Source organism: Streptomyces sp. NPDC057099 (assembly GCF_042671245.1).
GTDB classification, from domain to species: domain Bacteria; phylum Actinomycetota; class Actinomycetes; order Streptomycetales; family Streptomycetaceae; genus Streptomyces; species Streptomyces purpurascens.
On record NZ_JBHUTX010000024.1, the window covers coordinates 1 to 16,865 of the forward strand.

A 16,865-nucleotide genomic window follows, 5' to 3' on the forward strand; every position below is an offset into this window, starting at 1 on the left:
TTCATCACCACGATCATCTGCATGCGCGCCCCGGGCATGACGATGTTCCGCATGCCGATCTTCGTGTGGAACGTGCTGCTGACCGGTGTGCTGGTCCTGCTCGCCTTCCCGGTCCTCGCGGCCGCGCTGTTCGCCCTGGAGGCGGACCGCAAGTTCGGCGCCCATGTCTTCGACTCCGCCAACGGCGGGGCGTTGCTCTGGCAGCACCTCTTCTGGTTCTTCGGCCATCCAGAGGTGTACATCATCGCGCTGCCGTTCTTCGGCATCATCTCCGAGGTCATTCCGGTCTTCTCGCGTAAGCCGATGTTCGGTTACACGGGTCTGATCGGGGCGACGATCGCGATCGCGGGTCTGTCCGTGACGGTGTGGGCGCACCACATGTACGTCACCGGCGGTGTGCTGTTGCCGTTCTTCTCGTTCATGACCTTCCTGATCGCGGTCCCGACCGGTGTGAAGTTCTTCAACTGGATCGGCACCATGTGGAAGGGCTCGTTGTCCTTCGAGACACCGATGCTCTGGGCGACCGGCTTCCTGATCACCTTCACCTTCGGTGGTCTGACCGGTGTCATCCTGGCCTCGCCGCCGATGGACTTCCACGTCTCCGACTCGTACTTCGTGGTCGCGCACTTCCACTACGTCGTCTTCGGCACCGTGGTCTTCGCGATGTTCTCCGGCTTCCACTTCTGGTGGCCGAAGTGGACCGGCAAGATGCTGGACGAGCGCCTCGGCAAGATCACCTTCTGGACGCTGTTCATCGGCTTCCACGGCACGTTCCTGGTCCAGCACTGGCTGGGTGCCGAGGGCATGCCGCGTCGTTACGCGGACTACCTCGCGGCCGACGGCTTCACCGCGCTGAACACGATCTCGACGATCAGCTCGTTCCTGCTCGGCATGTCGATCCTGCCGTTCTTCTACAACGTGTGGAAGACGGCCAAGTACGGCAAGCCGGTCGAGGTCGACGACCCGTGGGGCTACGGCCGCTCCCTGGAGTGGGCCACCTCCTGCCCGCCGCCGCGGCACAACTTCATCACCATGCCGCGGATCCGCAGTGAATCCCCGGCGTTCGACCTGCACCACCCGGAGATCGCCGCTCTCGACCAGCTCGAGAACGCGGGGCACGGCGAGAAGGCCCTCGCCGGCGGCAAGGAGGCCGGCAAGTGAAGATCCAGGGCAAGATGTTCATGTGGCTGAGCTTCTTCGTCCTCGTCATGGCGGTCGTCTATGGCGTGTGGTCGAAGGAGCCGGCCGGCACCACGGCCCTCTTCCTGACCTTCGGCCTGTGCATCATGATCGGCTTCTACCTCGGCTTCACGGCCAAGCGGGTCGACGTGGGCGCACAGGACAACAAGGAGGCGGACGTCGCGGACGACGCCGGCGAGGTCGGGTTCTTCAGCCCGCACAGCTGGCAGCCGCTCTCGCTGGCCATCGGCGGCGCCCTGGCCTTCCTGTCGGTCGCCATCGGCTGGTGGCTGCTGTACTTCTCGCTGCCGATCGTCCTGATCGGCATCTGGGGCTGGGTCTTCGAGTACTACCGCGGTGAGAACCGCACCCAGTAATACGCGCCGAGCGCTTCAGGGGCCCGGACACTCCGACAGGAGCGTCCGGGCCCCTGCTTTCTGCCGTCTTTCTGCCGCAATATCTGTCACTCGTACGATTCACTCGGCGTGCCGCTGTTGACGGGCCTTCCTAGCGTGAGGTCATGAGCCACACAGCGATATCCCGGCCCCGCACCGTCGTCAGTTGCACGCTGCTGGTGATCGCCCTCAGCGCGGGCGTCATCACCGCCTGCGGCTCGGACGGCAACCCGCTCTCCCACCGCCCCTACGACGCGGCGGACCAGATCTCCTTCAACGGCCCCTCCGAGGGCCGTGAGAAGGCCGACCCGGACAAGCCCCTGGAAGTGGTCGCCGAGGACTCCGACGGGCGCATCACGGACGTCACGGCCTACGACGCCGCCGGACGCCACCTGGCGGGCGAACTCGCCGCCGACGGCAGCCGCTGGCACAGCACCGCACCGCTCGCCGCCAACGCCGGCTACACCGTCCGGGTGAGCACCGAGGACGAGGACGGGGCGCCCGGCCGCAAGGTCCTCACCTTCGACACCGGCAAGCCCACCACCAAGAAGCGCCTGGACGTCGCCTTCGGCCCCAAGGCGGGCACCTACGGCGTCGGCCAGCCCGTCACCGCCGAACTGAGCCGGCCCGTCAAGGACAGGGCCCAGCGGGCCGTCGTCGAACGCGCGCTCAAGGTCTCCTCCATGCCCGCGGTGGACGGCGCCTGGCACTGGGTGGACGACAAGAAGCTCCACTACCGCCCGAAGGACTACTGGCCCGCACAGGCCACCGTCCAGGTCCGCAGCAACCTGGAGGGCATCAAGATCGGCGACCGCCTCTGGGGCGGCGGCAAGGCCAAGCCGCTGACGATCAGCACCGCCGACAAGCTCATAGCCGTCACGGACGCCGGCGCCCACCAGATGACGGTCTACAAGAACGACGAGATCATCCGCCAGATACCGGTGACCACGGGTATGCCGGGCTACGACACCCGCAACGGCGTCAAGGTCGTCCTGGCCAAGGAAGGCACCGTCCGCATGACCAGTGCCAGCATCGGCGCCTCGGACTTCTACGACCTGATCGTCCACCACTCCGTCCGCGTCACCAACAGCGGCGAGTACGTCCACGCCGCCCCCTGGTCGGTCGGCTCCCAGGGAGCCGCCAACGTCAGCCACGGCTGCACGGGCATGAGCACCGAGAACGCCGCGTGGTTCTACGACACCGTACGCGAGGGCGACATCGTCAAGGTCATCAACTCCGGCGGCGACACCATGGCCCCCTTCGGCAACGGTTTCGGCGACTGGAACCTCGACTGGCAGAAGTGGCGCACAGGCAGCGCCCTCCTGGGCGGCACCCCGGACGGCCCCGCAGAGGCCGACAGGGCCCGTCTACGCCCTCAGAGCATCTGACCTGAAGGGGCGCGGGGAACTGCGCGAACAGCCCCCACACACCCGCACACGCCACACAACAGGTCGAACCGAGCCCCTAGGCGTTCAAAGCCTTCTTCTCCCGCAGCAAAGCGGCCAGGGCGGCCGCGAACTCCACCGGCTCCACCGGCAGGGTCACCGCACTCTCGGCCCGACTCCAGGTGGCCAGCCACGCATCCTGCGGCCGCCCGATCAGCAGCAGCACCGGCGGGCATTCGAACACCTCGTCCTTGATCTGCCGGCAGAGCCCCATGCCCCCCATCGGCACGGCCTCCCCGTCCAGCACACAGACATCGATCCCACCCCGGTCCAGCTCCTTGAGCACCGCGGCCGGGGTCGCGCACTCCAGGAACTCCACCACCGGGACGTCCGGCGCCGGCCGCCGTCCCGTGGCGAGCCGCACCTGCTCGCGGGTGTTGGAGTCGTCGCTGTAGACCAGCACCGTGGCGGTCGGCTGCATTGTTCCTCCGTGACGTCAGCGTCGTAAGGACAGGCCCGATGGGCGGGATGCTACTCCCTTGAACACCACGTCAACACCGGTACGACAGGCAGAGACACTCCGAACGGCACCCCCCGGAGTGAGGGCGGGATAAGCGACCGACATAATGTCGGTCGTGGCGACAGCAACGACAGCAGAAACCGGGCACGCGCACCCGTCGGTCAATCGGCCGAACCTCACCAGCGTCGGAACCATCATCTGGTTGAGTTCCGAGCTGATGTTCTTCGCGGCCCTCTTCGCGATGTACTTCACCCTGCGATCGGTGACGGGTCCCGATCACTGGAAGGAGATGGCCGGCCATCTCAACTTCCCGTTCTCGGCGGCGAACACCACCATCCTGGTGCTTTCCTCCCTCACCTGCCAGCTCGGCGTCTTCGCCGCCGAGCGCGGTGATGTGAAGAAGCTCCGGATGTGGTTCATCGTCACCTTCGTGATGGGTGCGATCTTCATCGGCGGTCAGGTCCTCGAGTACACGGAGCTGGTCAAGGAGGCGGGCCTGTCCCTGTCCTCCGACCCCTACGGCTCGGTGTTCTACCTGACCACCGGCTTCCACGGCCTGCACGTGACGGGCGGTCTCATCGCCTTCCTGCTGGTCCTCGGCCGGACCTACGCGGCCAGCAGGTTCACCCATGAGCAGGCGACCGCCGCGATCGTCGTGTCCTACTACTGGCACTTCGTCGATGTCGTCTGGATCGGCCTCTTCGCCACGATCTACATGATCAAGTAGCAGGGCCCGCATCCACGCGTGCCCGACGAAGCACGCATCCCAGAAGCATCGACGCAGAAGATCCTGACACCGGGGTAATCCGTGAAAAAGCTCTCCGCACGACGACGCCACCCGCTGGCGGCGCTCGTCGTCCTACTCCTCGCGCTGGCATGCACCGGGGGGCTGTATGCCGTGTTCGCACCGACGAGCCCGGCGAAGGCCGACGAAACCGCCCAGTCCCTCACCATCGAGGAGGGCAAGAAGCTCTACTCGGTCGGTTGCGCCAGTTGCCACGGCACCGGCGGTCAGGGCACCTCCGACGGGCCGAGCCTGGTGGGTGTGGGCGCCGCGGCCGTCGACTTCCAGGTGGGCACGGGCCGTATGCCGGCCGCCACCTCGCAGGGCCCGCAGGTCCCGGCGAAGAAGAACATCTACTCGCAGGCCGAGATCGACCAGCTCGCGGCGTACATCGCCTCGCTGGGCGCCGGTCCGTCCGTCCCGACGGAGGAGCAGTACGGCCCCGAGGGCGCCGACATCGCCAAGGGCGGTGAGCTGTTCCGCACCAACTGCGCGCAGTGCCACAACTTCACCGGCAAGGGCGGTGCGCTGACGCACGGCAAGTACGCGCCGACCCTCGAGGGCGTCTCCGCGAAGCACCTCTACGAGGCCATGCAGACCGGCCCGCAGAACATGCCGTCCTTCCCCGACACCACGCTGTCGGAGAAGAACAAGAAGGACATCATCGCTTACCTCGACGCGGTCAACAGCGACAAGACCGAGAGCCCCGGCGGCCTCGAGCTCGGCGGCCTCGGGCCGGTCAGCGAGGGCCTGTTCGGCTGGATCTTCGGTCTCGGCGGACTGATCGCCGTCGCCGTGTGGGTCGCCGCCCGGACCGCAAAGGCCAAGAAGTCATGAGTAGCCAAGACATTCCAGAAGAGAACCTGCCCGCCGAGCACGCGGGACGTGACGAGCACGGGCACGACGCGGTGAGCGTCCCGGACGAGAAGCACCCGTTCGCGGACCCGGGCCTGCCTCCCCACGAGCACCGGGTCCAGGACATCGACGAGCGGGCCGCCAAGCGGTCCGAGCGTACGGTCGCCCTGCTGTTCACGGTGTCGATGCTGGCCACCGTCGCCTTCATCGCCGCGTTCGTGGCGATCCCGGTCGACAAGTCGGTCTTCATCTTCCCGCTGGGTCACATCAGCGCGCTGAACTTCGCGCTGGGCATGACGCTCGGCATCGCGCTGTTCTGCATCGGCGCGGGCGCCGTCCACTGGGCGCGCACCCTGATGTCCGACGTGGAGGTCGCCGACGAGCGGCACGCGATCGCGGCGACGCCCGAGGTCCGCGAGAAGGTCTTCGCGGACTTCAAGCAGGGCGCCAAGGAGTCGGCGCTCGGCCGCCGCAAGCTGATCCGCAACACCATGCTCGGCGCGCTCACGCTGGTGCCGCTCTCCGGCGTCGTGCTGCTGCGCGACCTCGGCCCGCTGCCCGGCACCAAGCTCCGCCACACGCTGTGGTCCAAGGGCAAGCTGCTCGTCAACATGAACACGGACGAGCCGCTGCGTCCCTCCGACGTCGCGGTCGGTTCGCTGACCTTCGCCAAGCCCGAGGGCCTGGAGGAGCACGACCACGACTTCCAGAACGAGATCGCCAAGGCCGCCCTGATGATCGTCCGGATCCAGCCGGAGAACATCAAGGACAAGCGCGAGCTCGAGTGGTCGCACGAGGGCATCGTCGCGTACTCGAAGATCTGCACCCACGTCGGTTGCCCGATCTCCCTGTACGAGCAGCAGACGCACCACGTGCTCTGCCCCTGCCACCAGTCCACCTTCGACCTCTCCGACGGTGCCCGAGTGATCTTCGGTCCCGCCGGTCACGCCCTGCCGCAGCTCCGCATCGGCGTGAACGACGAGGGCTATCTTGAGGCGCTCGGCGACTTCGACGAGCCCGTCGGCCCTGCTTTCTGGGAGCGCGGATGAGCACTGCACAAGAACGCCGCAAGGCACCCGCGGGTGAGCGGGTCGCCGACTGGGCCGACGGCCGCCTCGGGATCTACTCCCTGGCCAAGGCCAACATGCGCAAGATCTTCCCGGACCACTGGTCCTTCATGCTGGGTGAGATCTGCCTCTACAGCTTCATCATCATCATCCTCACGGGTGTGTATCTGACGCTGTTCTTCCACCCGTCGATGAACGAGGTGGAGTACCACGGCAGTTACGTCCCGCTCCAGGGGCAGCTGATGTCGGAGGCCTTCGCCTCCACCCTGGACATCAGCTTCGACGTCCGCGGCGGTCTGCTGATCCGGCAGATCCACCACTGGGCGGCGATCATCTTCCTCGCCGGCATGTTCGTGCACATGATGCGCGTCTTCTTCACCGGCGCGTTCCGCAAGCCGCGCGAGATCAACTGGATGTTCGGCTTCCTGCTGTTCGTCCTGGGCATGTTCACCGGCTTCACCGGCTACTCGCTCCCGGACGACCTGCTCTCCGGCACCGGTGTCCGCTTCACGCAGGGCGCGATCCTGTCCGTGCCGATCGTGGGCACGTACATCTCGATGTTCCTGTTCGGCGGGGAGTTCCCGGGCACCGACTTCGTCGCCCGGTTCTACTCGATCCACATCCTGCTGCTGCCGGGCATCATGCTCGGGCTCGTGGTCGGCCACCTGATCCTGGTCTTCTACCACAAGCACACCCAGTTCGCGGGTCCCGGACGGACCAACAAGAACGTCGTCGGCATGCCGCTGCTGCCGGTCTACATGGCCAAGGCCGGAGGCTTCTTCTTCCTGGTCTTCGGTGTCATCGCGGCCCTCGCCGGCATCGCGACGATCAACCCGATCTGGGTCCTGGGCCCCTACCGTCCCGACCAGGTGTCGACCGGTGCCCAGCCCGACTGGTACATGGGCTTCGCCGAGGGTCTGATCCGTGCGATGCCGGGCTGGGAGGTCAACTTCTGGGGCCACACGCTCGTCCTGGGCGTGTTCATCCCGCTGGTGCTCTTCGGTGTCTTCCTCGGGATCATCGCCCTCTACCCGTTCATCGAGTCGTGGGTCACCGGGGACAAGCGCGAGCACCACATCCTGGACCGCCCGCGCAACGCCCCGACCCGCACCGGTGTGGGTGTCGCCTGGATCACCGGCTACATCATCATGCTGATCGGCGGCGGCAACGACATCGTCGCCACGCACTTCCATCTGTCGATCAACTCGGTCACCTGGTTCGTCCGGATCGGGTTCTTCCTCGGACCGGTCCTCGCGTTCATCGTCACCAAGCGCATCTGTCTCGGCCTGCAGCGCCGGGACAAGGAGAAGGTGCTGCACGGCCGTGAGTCGGGCATCATCAAGCGCCTGCCGCACGGTGAGTTCATCGAGGTGCACGAGCCGCTCAGCCAGGAGCAGATGTACACGCTCACCGCGCACGAGCAGTACCAGCCGGCCGAGATCGGTGCGACGACCGACGAGAACGGTGTCGAGCGCAAGGTGAAGGGCTCCGAGAAGCTGCGCGCCAAGCTCAGCGAGTCCTACTACGGCGAGGGGGCCCAGATCCCCAAGCCCACCGCCGAGGAGTACCGGGAGATCACGAGCGGCCACGGCCACCACTGATCGCTGCTTCGCCACGCCACAGAAGGGCCTCGTCCGGTGTTCGGACGGGGCCCTTCGTGGTGCCCGGGGCTGGATAGGGTGGGACCACTGCTTTTACGTGACGTACGACGACCCAGGAGCGGCTGATGAGCGCTGTGACCCCCGCTGGAGGCGACACCGCGGCGGGCCGCTCCTGGCCCGCCCTGCTGAACGGCCTGCTGGACGGCAGGCACCTGAGCGCGGACGACACCGCCTGGGCGATGGACCTGATCATGCGCGGCGAGGCGACCGAGGCGCAGATCGCGGGCTTCGTGGTGGCCCTGCGGGCCAAGGGCGAGACCGTCGAGGAGATCAACGGCCTCGTCCGGACGATGTACGCGCACGCCAATGTGATCGAGGTGCCCGGGGCGACGGTCGACATCGTCGGCACGGGCGGTGACGGCGCCAAGACGGTCAACATCTCCACGATGTCCTCGATCGTCGTCGCCGGCACGGGCGCCAAGGTCGTCAAGCACGGCAACCGCGCCGCGTCCTCGGCGTCCGGGGCCTCCGACGTGCTGGAGAAGCTCGGGGTCAATCTGGAGCTGCCGCTGCACCGCGTCGCGGAGGTCGCCGACGAGGCAGGGATCACCTTCTGCTTCGCGGTGAAGTTCCACCCGGCCCTGCGCCACGCGGGCGCGGCCCGCGGCCAGCTGGGCATCCGTACGGTGTTCAACGCGCTCGGCCCGCTGACCAACCCGGCCCGGGTGCGCTCCCAGGCCGTCGGTGTGGCGGACCCGCGCATGGCGCCGATCGTCGCGGGCGTCTTCGCCGAGCGCGGCAACTCGTCCCTGGTCTTCCGGGGCGACGACGGCCTGGACGAACTGACCACCACGGCCACCTCCCGGGTGTGGATCGTCCGGGACGGCACGGTCACCGAGGAGCCCTTCGACCCGCGTGACGTGGGCCTCGAACTGGTCCCCGTGGAGGCCCTGCGCGGCGCGGACGCCTCCTACAACGCCGAGGTCGCCCGCCGCCTGCTGGAGGGCGAGACCGGGCCGGTCCGCGACGCGGTCCTGCTGAACTCGGCGGCCGCGCTGGTGGCTCTGGAGCCCACGGCGGCGCCCCTGGCCGACCAGGTCCGTGCCGGGATGGCGAAGGCCGCGGAGTCGATCGACTCGGGGGCCGCGAAGCGGACCCTGGAGCGCTGGGTGGCCGCGAGCAACGCCTAGCGGAATGCGTACGGCGTCCCGCGATCCGGACTCGGGTTGCGGGACGCCGATCTTTTCGCGTACTTTCCTGATCAGGTCATGAGTGACAGTCATGAGGCCCCGGCCGACTGTCCGGCAACCCTCCGTCCGTGGCGGGGTGCCCCGGGTGAAGACCAGGCCGTAGGCAGCGAGGTCTGTGGCAAGCGCGTGACGAGGAGTTTCTCGTGAACCAGCGAATGCGATAGGGCCGCAGAGCCCCGCCTCCGCACCCCCTTCTTCCTTCACCCCCCGCTTGAGCCGTACGCGCTCGCGGGCGGATTCAGCCTGCCTTCACGGGAGTTCCGCCATGTCTGTCTCCACCGCTGCCGCCGACCAGTCCGTTTGTGCCTCGCTGCCCGTTCTCGGCCGGGATGTCACCGTGCCGCTCGTGACCGGCGGCGAGGTCACCTACGCCGCGCTCGACTACGCCGCCAGCGCCCCGGCGCTCCAGCGCGTCTGGGACGACGTCGCCGCCTACGCGCCGTACTACGGCAGCGTCCACCGCGGTGCCGGGTACCTGTCCCAGCTGTCGACCGACCTCTTCGAGAACGCCCGGCGGACCGTCGCGGAGTTCCTCGGCTGCCGGGACGGCGACCAGGTGGTGTTCACCCGGTCCACCACCGACTCCCTGAACCTCCTCGCCGCCGCGCTCCCGGCCGACTGCCAGGTGTTCGTCTTCGAGACCGAGCACCACGCCTCCCTGCTGCCGTGGCGGAACGCGCGCGTCACCTACCTGGACGCCCCGAGCAGCCCGAGCCAGGCCGTCGAGACCCTGGAGCGCGCCCTCGCCGACCGCGAGCCCTACGGACCGGCCCTCGTCTGCGTCACCGGCGCCTCGAACGTCACCGGCGAGCTGTGGCCCGTACGGGAACTCGCGGCGGCCGCGCACGCCCACGGTGCCCGGATCGTGCTGGACGCCGCGCAGCTGGCCCCGCACCACCCGGTGTCCGTCGCGGACCTCGACGTCGACTGGGTCGCCTTCTCCGGGCACAAGCTGTACGCGCCCTTCGGCTCCGGCGTCCTGGCCGGCCGGTCCGACTGGCTGCGCGAGGCGGACCCGTACCTCGCGGGCGGCGGTGCCTCGCGCAAGGTGGCGCGGCGTACGGACGGCGGCGTCGACGTGGAGTGGCACGAGAGCGCCGCCCGTCACGAGGCCGGCTCCCCGAACGTCATCGGTGCCTACTCCATCGCCTCCGCCTGCGCGGCGCTCACCGAGGCCGGGTTCGACAACCTGGTCGCGCGCGAGCAGTACCTGATCGAGAAGGTGCGTACGGGCCTCGCCGAGGTGCCGGAGGTCCGGGTCCTCTCCCTCTTCGGCGACGACGCCCCGCGCGTCGGCGTCATCTCCTTCGTCGTCGAGGGCTGGAACAGCTCCCACTTCGCCGCCGCCCTCTCCGCCGAGTACGGCATCGGGGTGCGGGACGGGCTGTTCTGCGCCCACCCCCTCCTGCGGACCCTGCTGGGCAGCGACCCGCAGACCCAGGGCGAGTGCGGCGCACCGGAGGCGGCTCCCGGCGAGAAGTCCCTCAACGCCATCCGGGTGAGCTTCGGCGCGGGCACGCCCGACGAGCACGTCGAGCGGTTCGTCAGCGCCGTCAAGGAGCTGGTCCAGGACGGCGCGCGGTGGAACTACCGCACGGAGGACGGCCGTTGCGTCCCGGACACCTCCGCCTGAGCCGGTAGCCGGGCGCCCAGCAGGATCATCCCCAGGGCGCGTTCGGTCGCGTCCGTGAGGAGTTCGGAGGCCCGCACCAGGGCCTCCGCCAGGGCCATCGGAGCCGGCAGGATGCCGCTGAACGCGTCCACGCCCGGCACCTCGCGCGCGCCCTCGCCGAGCGTGCCCGCGAGGGCCAGGACCGGGCGGCCGTGGAGCTTGGCCCGGCGGGCCACCTCGGCGGGGACCTTGCCGCGCGGTGTCTGGTGGTCCAGGGCGCCCTCGGCGGTGACGACCAGATCGGCGCGGGCCAGGCGGGCGTCCAGGTCGAGATGGTCCAGCAGCACGTCGAAGCGGGGGAGGAGCCGGGCGCCCAGGGCGGCGAGGCCGGCTCCCAGACCGCCGGAGGCTCCGGTTCCGGGACCGTGGCGGAGGTTGGTGTCCGGGACGGCGACATCGCGGGTGAGGACGAAGGCCCAGTTCTCCAGGCCGGCCGACAGCTCCTCGACCTGAACCGGCGTCGCGCCCTTCTGCGGGCCGAAGACCCGGGCGACGCCCCGCTCGCCGCACAGCACGTTGTAGGGGTTGCAGGCCACCAGCAGTTCCACGTCCGCCAGCCGGGAGTCCAGGCCCCGCGGATCGATGCGGTGCAGACGCGTCAACGCGGCTCCTCCGTACGGCAGTTCCCGGCCCTCCTCGTCCAGGAGCCGGGCCCCGAGCGCCTGGAGCGCGCCCGCGCCGCCGTCCGAGGTGCCCGAGTCGCCGCAGCCGACGAGGATCCGCCGGACGCCCCGGTCGAGCGCGGAGCGGATCAGTTCGCCGACGCCGTAGGTGGTGGTGGCGCCCGGGTCGCGCTGGTCGCGCGGGACGAGGGAGAGGCCCGCGACCGCCGCCATCTCCACCACCGCCGTGTCCCCGGAGCCCAGCAGGGCGAAAGGGGCGCCGATGGTCTCCCCGACGGGGCCGGTGGCGGGCACGGTGACGAGCCGGCCGCCGGTCGCGGCGGCCAGTGCGACGGCCGTGCCCTCGCCGCCGTCCACCAGCGGAACCAGGTCGATCTCGGCGTCGGGCAGGACACGGCGGACACCCGCGGCGATGGCGTCGGCCGCCGCCTCCGCGGACAGGGACTCCTTGAAGCCGCTGGGGGCTACGACGACACGGGTCAGCATGGAGGGCTCCTTAACGGGTGACGGACACGCCGAGCAGCGGCCACACCGCGACGGCGAAGAGCAGGACGAGCACGGCGGTCAGCGGGGCCAGCAACGCGGACAGCCGCAGCAGGTCGCGCGGGGTGTAGGTGGGAGTGCCGGGGAGCTGCGCGAAGAGCGTGACCGGCTTGGCCGAGGCGGGCAGGGTGTGGCAGAAGCCGGCGGCGGCGGTGGAGGCGAGCGCGGCGGCGACCGGGTTGACGCCGACGCCGACCGCGGCGGCCACGACCAGCGGGACCAGGACCGACGAACGGGCCGAGCGGGACTGCAGGACCAGGTGGGCCGCCGTACTGACGGCGATCACGATCGCGAGGAACAGCACCGGCGATTCGCCCGTCGGCAGCCCCGAGACCAGCCACTTCGCGGCTCCCGAGTCGGCGAGCGCGACGCCCATCGCCATCGTCGCCGCCATGAACAGCAGCAGCGACCAGGGGACGGTCTTCAGCGCGTCCTTCAGACGGACGGTGCCGAGGGCGGGGGAGGAGGCGATGACGGCACCGATCAGCGCGACCAGGGCGGGCGGCACCCGGTGCAGCGGCTCACTGCACCACAGCAGCACCACCGTGGCCAGGAGCAGGGCGCAGCGCTTCTCGGCCTGGCTCCAGGGGCCGGTCACCGGCTGCTCGCTGTGCTCCTGGATCTGCTCGGGGGTGATGCTGACCGGGCCGCGGCGGTCCGCCCGCCGGGTCGTCGTCAGCATCACCAGCTCGGCGGCCAGATGGGACGAGGCCACGGCCAGCGGCAGACCCAGCAGCAGCCACTCCGTGAAGCCGATGTGCTGCCCGGTCGTCTCCCACAGCACCGACACGGTGATCAGATGCGCGCCCGCGCCGATCAGGGTCGCCACCGCCGACAGAAGGATCACGGTCGGGAACAGCAACGCCAGCATCACCACCAGTCGCTTCCGGTCGGCGAGGACCTTCGCGAGGGCGAGGAACACCGGCAGCGCGAGCGCGGCCCGGCCCGAGGTGGCGGGCACCGCGAACGCCGTGACGACCAGGGCGGCCGTCGTCAGGTGCACGAGCTGCCGCACGGTGCGCGCCCCGCTGACCAGGAACACCGCCGCCCGGCCCGCGAGCCCGGTCCGGCTCACCGCCGCCGCCAGTACGAACGCGCAGATCAGCAGCCACACCGTGGCATCGCCGAGCGTGCCGAACAGGGTGTCGCTGCTGATCACCCCGGTCACCGTGAGCGCGAGTCCGGCACCCAGCGCGATATAGGTGTCGTCGATGGACGTCCCGATCCAGGCACAGGTCGCGAACACGAACACGACGAGCGTGAAACGGGCGTCACCGCCGAGTCCCGGGAAGTTCGTGGGTACAGCGAGCAGCGCGCACAACGACAGCGCCAGGCACAGGGCGGTGGTGGAGCGCAGATTCAGGGTCACGCCATCGAGGTTCGGCGAGCGCGGTGAGCCCTCCATGAGCCTTGCATGAAGGAGTTCTCACCTGCCCTCAACGGAGTTCACGGCACCCGGTACCCCATACCCCGCACCGTCTCCACCCGCTCCGCCCCCAGCTTCTTCCGCAGCGTCCGCACATACACATCCACGATGTTGGACCCCGGATCGAAGTCGTACCCCCACACATGCGACAGGATCTGCTCCCGCGAAAGCACCTGCCCGGGATGCCGCAGGAACAGCTCCAGCAGCACGAACTCACGCGCCGTCAGATCGACCGTCCGCTCCCCGGAACGGGCACGCCGCGTGCGCAGATCGAGGCTCAGGGAGCCCGACCTGAGCACCGTCACCTCCGGCGCCCGCGCCGCCGTACGGAGCCTCAGCCGTACCCGGGCGAGCAGCTCCTCGAAGCGGAACGGCTTGGTCATCCAGTCGTCGGCGCCGCCCTCCAGGCCGGCCACCGTGTCCCGTACGGAGTCCCGCGCGGTCAGCACGATCACCGGCACCGACACCCGCGCCTCCCGCAGCTCGCGCAGGATCGTGAAGCCGTCCCGGCCGGGCAGCCCGATGTCCAGGACGACGAGGTCGAAGCCACCGGTCAGGGCGTACTCGTACCCCGCGTCGCCGTCGGTGACGACGGTCGTGGTGAAGCCGTTGGAGCGCAGGCCCTTCTCCACGAAGGAGGCGATGCGCTCCTCGTCCTCGACGATGAGGATGCGGTTCACGAGGGGTCCCCTTCCGGTGCCCGGGGCGCGTGCAGAACGAGGGCGAAGGTGGCGCCGCCACCGGGCGTGCCGTAGAGCCGTACCCGGCCCCGGTGGCCCTCGGCGATCGCCTTGACGATGGACAGCCCGAGGCCCGCGCCGGAGCCCCGGGTGCCGCGGCGGGCCGTGCCGCGCCGGAAGCGTTCGAAGATCACCTCGGCGTCCTGGGGCTGCACCCCGGGCCCGGAGTCGGCCACCCACAGCTCCAGGTCCGGGCCGTCGGTGCGGGAGCCGATGCGGATGGTCTGGCCGGTCGTGGTGTGCTGCACGGCGTTCTGCGCGAGCTGCACCATGGCCTGGGTGATCCGCTGCGGATCCAGCTCGGCCTCCAGGTCGGCGACCCCGTCGAGCCGCCAGTCGCGTTCGCCCAGGGTGCGGGCCTTGACGTAGACGTCGGCGGTGAGTTCGGCGACCTGGACCGGCTCGGGGGTGACGAAGTCGGGGCGTTCGGCCTTGGCGAGGAGCAGCAGGTCCTCGACGATGCGGCTCATCCGGTCCAGCTCGTCGGTGACCAGCCGGACCGTCTCCTCGCGTTCGGCCGGGTCGTCGCCCATCAGTTCCAGATGGCCGCGCACGATGGTGATGGGGGTGCGCAGTTCGTGCCCCGCGTCGTCGACGAACTCGCGCTGGGCGGCGAAGGCCCGCTCCAGCCGGTCGAGCATGCCGTTGAACGTCTCGGCGAGGGCCGCTATGTCGTCGTTGCCGTGCACCGGGATCCGCCGGGTGAGGCCCTGCTCGGTGAGCTGCGCCGCCGCGGTGCGCACCACCCGCACCGGTTTGAGGATCCGCCCGGCGACCGCCCAGGCGATGCCGACGGTCAGCAGCAGGGCGACCCCGGAGATGACGAGCAGCGTGCGGAACATGTCGTTCACCCGTGCCCGCTCGCGCTCCGGGTGGAAGACCACGACGAACGCGGCGTCCGGCGCCCGGCCCTGCTGGGCCACGGTGACCTTCGCCCAGCGGATCTCGCCCTCCGGCCGCCGCAGCACCCCGGAGGACTCGGGCGAGTCGAAGACGGCGCGCTTGGCGGCGGGATCCCGGTGCAGGGGCAGGGCGACGGGCAGGTCGTGCCGCTGGCGGATCTGCCGGGGGGCGCTGCCCGCCCGGCCGACCAGGCCGATCAGCTCCTCGTCCGCGTCGGGGTACTGCCGTTCCAGGAACACCGTCAGCAGCCGGTTCGCGTCGGTGAAGGGGCGGCCCGTCTGCGGATCCCCGCCCCGTTCCTCGAAGTTGGCGAACTCGCCGGTCTCCTGGGTGAGCAGGCGGTTGATCCGGTTGTCGACGTCCCGCAGCAGGAAGGAGCGGGTGGTCATGGCCACCGAGGCGAGCGCGACCGCCATCACGAACAGCAGCCAGAGCAGGATGCGGACCCGGGCGGAGACGCGCCGCCGGCCGGGGTCAGTTGTCGGAGCCGGGCCCGTCGTCGCCCGGTCCGTCGTCCCCGTTGCCCTGGCCGCGGTCGTCGTCATCATCGTCACTCGCTGAGCTGTCGGTCACCGGGGGCCGCGAGACGACCTCGTCGCCAGGCGTGGGTTTCGGGGTGGGCCCGAGCGTGGAGGTGGGGGTGGGTGTGCCGCTGTCCAGCTCCACCTGCTGGGACGGGACCTTCGGCGACTGGGGGCTGTCCGCGAGGGCGTAGCTGGTCGCCGCGATGCCCAGGGGGATCAGCACGACCGCGGAGAGGGCGGCCATACGACGGGAGAATGCCATGCGCCCGATCCTGCGGACGGAACCCGCGGCGGATGATGAACCCCGGATGAAGAACTCTTCATCCGGAGCCGGTCAGACCTGCAGGCCCTAGTTGTCCAGCCCGATCGAGAACGCCGCCTCCAGATCGTGCTGCGAGTACGTACGGAACGCCACGTGCGTGTCCGTTCCCTCCACGCCGGGGATCTTGCTGATCCGGCCGGGGATGACCTCGGCGAGGTCCTCGTGCTGCTTCACCCGGACCATCGCGATGAGGTCGTAGGTGCCGGTGACGGAGAAGACCTCGCTGACGCTGTCCAGCGCCGCGATCGACTCCGCGATCTCGGGGATCCGGTCCACGCTGGTCTTGATCAGGACGATCGCGGTGATCACGGCTGGTTCTCTCCCTCGGGGGCCGGAGCAGGGGCGGTCTTCACTCTAGTGGGGCCGGTGGGACGGCCGTAGCGGACCGAGGCGTAGCAGAAGCCCAGACCGAAGCCGATCAGGTGGGCGAGGTAGGCCACCCCTGGCCCGTCCGAGGCCCGTCCCGCCGCCAGCCACTGCAGTGCCGCCCAGAACGGCAGCACGACCCAGGCCGGGAAGCGCACCGGCAGGAAGAAGAGGAACGGCAGGAGACTGGTCACCCGGGCACGGGGAAACAGGTAGAGGAACGCGCCGAGGACCGCCGAGATCGCCCCGGAGGCACCGACCAGGGGCTGCCCGGAGTCCGCGTTGGCGACGGCGTACCCGAGCAGGGCCAGGTAGCCGCAGCCGACGTAGAACAGGGTGAACTGCACCCGCCCCATCCGCTCCTCGGTCATCGCCCCGAAGACGTAGAGGAAGAGCATGTTGCCGAGCAGGTGCACCCAGGTGCCGTGGACGAAGAGCGCCGTCGCCGGAGTGAGGGCCGGCCCGGGGGATCCCTCGAACAGTTCTGCGGGAATCACGCCCCAGTGCCGGAAGTAGGCCCGCTGCGCGGCGAGCAGCTCGTCGCCCGAGCCGTACGCCGGGCCGATGCCCGAGGCGGGCCCGGCCAGGAAGACGGTGCAGCACAGGGCGATCAGTGTGTACGTCACCGGCGCCGACGACCCCCTGATCGATCCGCTCACCCGGCCGATCGAGGCGCTCCACTTGCTGATCATGGACACAGAGCATGACGT

Annotated in this window: 17 protein-coding genes and 1 riboswitch; of the genes, 9 read left to right on the forward strand and 8 right to left on the reverse strand. The window is 69.7% G+C overall.

Annotation, left to right across the window (positions count from 1 at the left end):
- The 3 genes from ACFT4A_RS25905 to ACFT4A_RS25915 form a co-directional block, all read left to right on the forward strand.
- Positions 1-1,161, forward strand: a 1,161-nt coding sequence (locus ACFT4A_RS25905; protein WP_382834029.1) for a cbb3-type cytochrome c oxidase subunit I, incomplete at its 5' end; no start/stop codon positions are given.
- Positions 1,158-1,556 carry a cytochrome c oxidase subunit 4 gene (locus ACFT4A_RS25910; protein ID WP_382834031.1) on the forward strand — a complete coding sequence of 133 codons (399 nt, stop codon included), beginning with the start codon at positions 1,158-1,160 and terminating at the stop codon, positions 1,554-1,556. The genes ACFT4A_RS25905 and ACFT4A_RS25910, both read left to right, overlap by 4 nt.
- Before the next feature lie 143 nt (positions 1,557-1,699).
- Positions 1,700-2,962, forward strand: a complete 1,263-nt coding sequence (locus ACFT4A_RS25915) for an Ig-like domain-containing protein (RefSeq protein WP_382834034.1) — start codon at positions 1,700-1,702, stop codon at positions 2,960-2,962.
- A 76-nt stretch (positions 2,963-3,038) separates the two neighbouring features.
- Here ACFT4A_RS25915 and ACFT4A_RS25920 read toward each other — a convergent pair whose 3' ends face one another.
- Positions 3,039-3,440, reverse strand: coding sequence for a hypothetical protein (locus ACFT4A_RS25920; protein ID WP_382834036.1), 402 nt, complete (start codon positions 3,438-3,440; stop codon positions 3,039-3,041).
- Positions 3,441-3,585: 145 nt separating this feature from the next.
- On the opposite strand from ACFT4A_RS25920, the gene ACFT4A_RS25925 reads away from it, so the two are divergent.
- From ACFT4A_RS25925 to ACFT4A_RS25950, 6 genes are all read left to right on the forward strand, one after another.
- Complete coding sequence (locus ACFT4A_RS25925; protein ID WP_328338040.1) at positions 3,586-4,206, forward strand: heme-copper oxidase subunit III; 621 nt, start codon at positions 3,586-3,588, stop codon at positions 4,204-4,206.
- An 81-nt stretch (positions 4,207-4,287) separates the two neighbouring features.
- Positions 4,288-5,100: a c-type cytochrome gene (locus ACFT4A_RS25930; protein ID WP_184596416.1), complete on the forward strand. Its 813-nt coding sequence runs from the start codon at positions 4,288-4,290 to the stop codon at positions 5,098-5,100.
- A complete protein-coding gene (locus ACFT4A_RS25935; protein ID WP_382834041.1) occupies positions 5,097-6,167 on the forward strand; it encodes a Rieske 2Fe-2S domain-containing protein in 1,071 nt (356 codons plus the stop codon). The genes ACFT4A_RS25930 and ACFT4A_RS25935 overlap by 4 nt, the downstream gene beginning before the upstream one ends.
- Positions 6,164-7,786 (forward strand): cytochrome bc complex cytochrome b subunit, encoded by a 1,623-nt coding sequence (locus ACFT4A_RS25940; RefSeq protein WP_382834044.1) that lies wholly within the window; start codon positions 6,164-6,166, stop codon positions 7,784-7,786. Before ACFT4A_RS25935 ends, ACFT4A_RS25940 begins: the two co-directional genes overlap by 4 nt.
- A gap of 125 nt (positions 7,787-7,911) precedes the next feature.
- Positions 7,912-8,976, forward strand: a complete 1,065-nt coding sequence (gene trpD, locus ACFT4A_RS25945; RefSeq protein WP_382834047.1) for an anthranilate phosphoribosyltransferase — start codon at positions 7,912-7,914, stop codon at positions 8,974-8,976.
- Between the two features lie 74 nt (positions 8,977-9,050).
- A riboswitch (SAM riboswitch) is annotated at positions 9,051-9,167 on the forward strand.
- 134 nt (positions 9,168-9,301) lie between these two features.
- Complete coding sequence (locus tag ACFT4A_RS25950; RefSeq protein ID WP_382834049.1) at positions 9,302-10,669, forward strand: aminotransferase class V-fold PLP-dependent enzyme; 1,368 nt, start codon at positions 9,302-9,304, stop codon at positions 10,667-10,669.
- Here ACFT4A_RS25950 and ACFT4A_RS25955 read toward each other — a convergent pair.
- The 7 genes from ACFT4A_RS25955 to ACFT4A_RS25985 form a co-directional block, all read right to left on the reverse strand.
- Complete coding sequence (locus ACFT4A_RS25955; protein WP_382834052.1) at positions 10,624-11,817, reverse strand: glycerate kinase; 1,194 nt, start codon at positions 11,815-11,817, stop codon at positions 10,624-10,626. The genes ACFT4A_RS25950 and ACFT4A_RS25955 overlap by 46 nt on opposite strands.
- A gap of 10 nt (positions 11,818-11,827) precedes the next feature.
- Positions 11,828-13,243, reverse strand: a complete 1,416-nt coding sequence (locus ACFT4A_RS25960) for an SLC13 family permease (RefSeq protein WP_382834055.1) — start codon at positions 13,241-13,243, stop codon at positions 11,828-11,830.
- A 77-nt stretch (positions 13,244-13,320) separates the two neighbouring features.
- Positions 13,321-13,980, reverse strand: coding sequence for a response regulator transcription factor (locus tag ACFT4A_RS25965; RefSeq protein WP_215121980.1), 660 nt, complete (start codon positions 13,978-13,980; stop codon positions 13,321-13,323).
- On the reverse strand, positions 13,977-15,488 hold the full coding sequence (locus tag ACFT4A_RS25970; RefSeq protein WP_382834253.1) for an ATP-binding protein: 1,512 nt from the start codon (positions 15,486-15,488) through the stop codon (positions 13,977-13,979). The genes ACFT4A_RS25965 and ACFT4A_RS25970 overlap by 4 nt, the downstream gene beginning before the upstream one ends.
- Positions 15,418-15,729 carry a small secreted hydrophilic protein gene (locus tag ACFT4A_RS25975; RefSeq protein ID WP_382834057.1) on the reverse strand — a complete coding sequence of 104 codons (312 nt, stop codon included), beginning with the start codon at positions 15,727-15,729 and terminating at the stop codon, positions 15,418-15,420. The genes ACFT4A_RS25970 and ACFT4A_RS25975 overlap by 71 nt, the downstream gene beginning before the upstream one ends.
- A gap of 87 nt (positions 15,730-15,816) precedes the next feature.
- A complete protein-coding gene (locus ACFT4A_RS25980) occupies positions 15,817-16,098 on the reverse strand; it encodes an Lrp/AsnC family transcriptional regulator (RefSeq protein WP_097216160.1) in 282 nt (93 codons plus the stop codon).
- Positions 16,095-16,847, reverse strand: a complete 753-nt coding sequence (locus tag ACFT4A_RS25985; RefSeq protein ID WP_382834060.1) for a rhomboid family intramembrane serine protease — start codon at positions 16,845-16,847, stop codon at positions 16,095-16,097. Before ACFT4A_RS25985 ends, ACFT4A_RS25980 begins: the two co-directional genes overlap by 4 nt.
- Between the last annotated feature and the right edge of the window lie 18 nt (positions 16,848-16,865).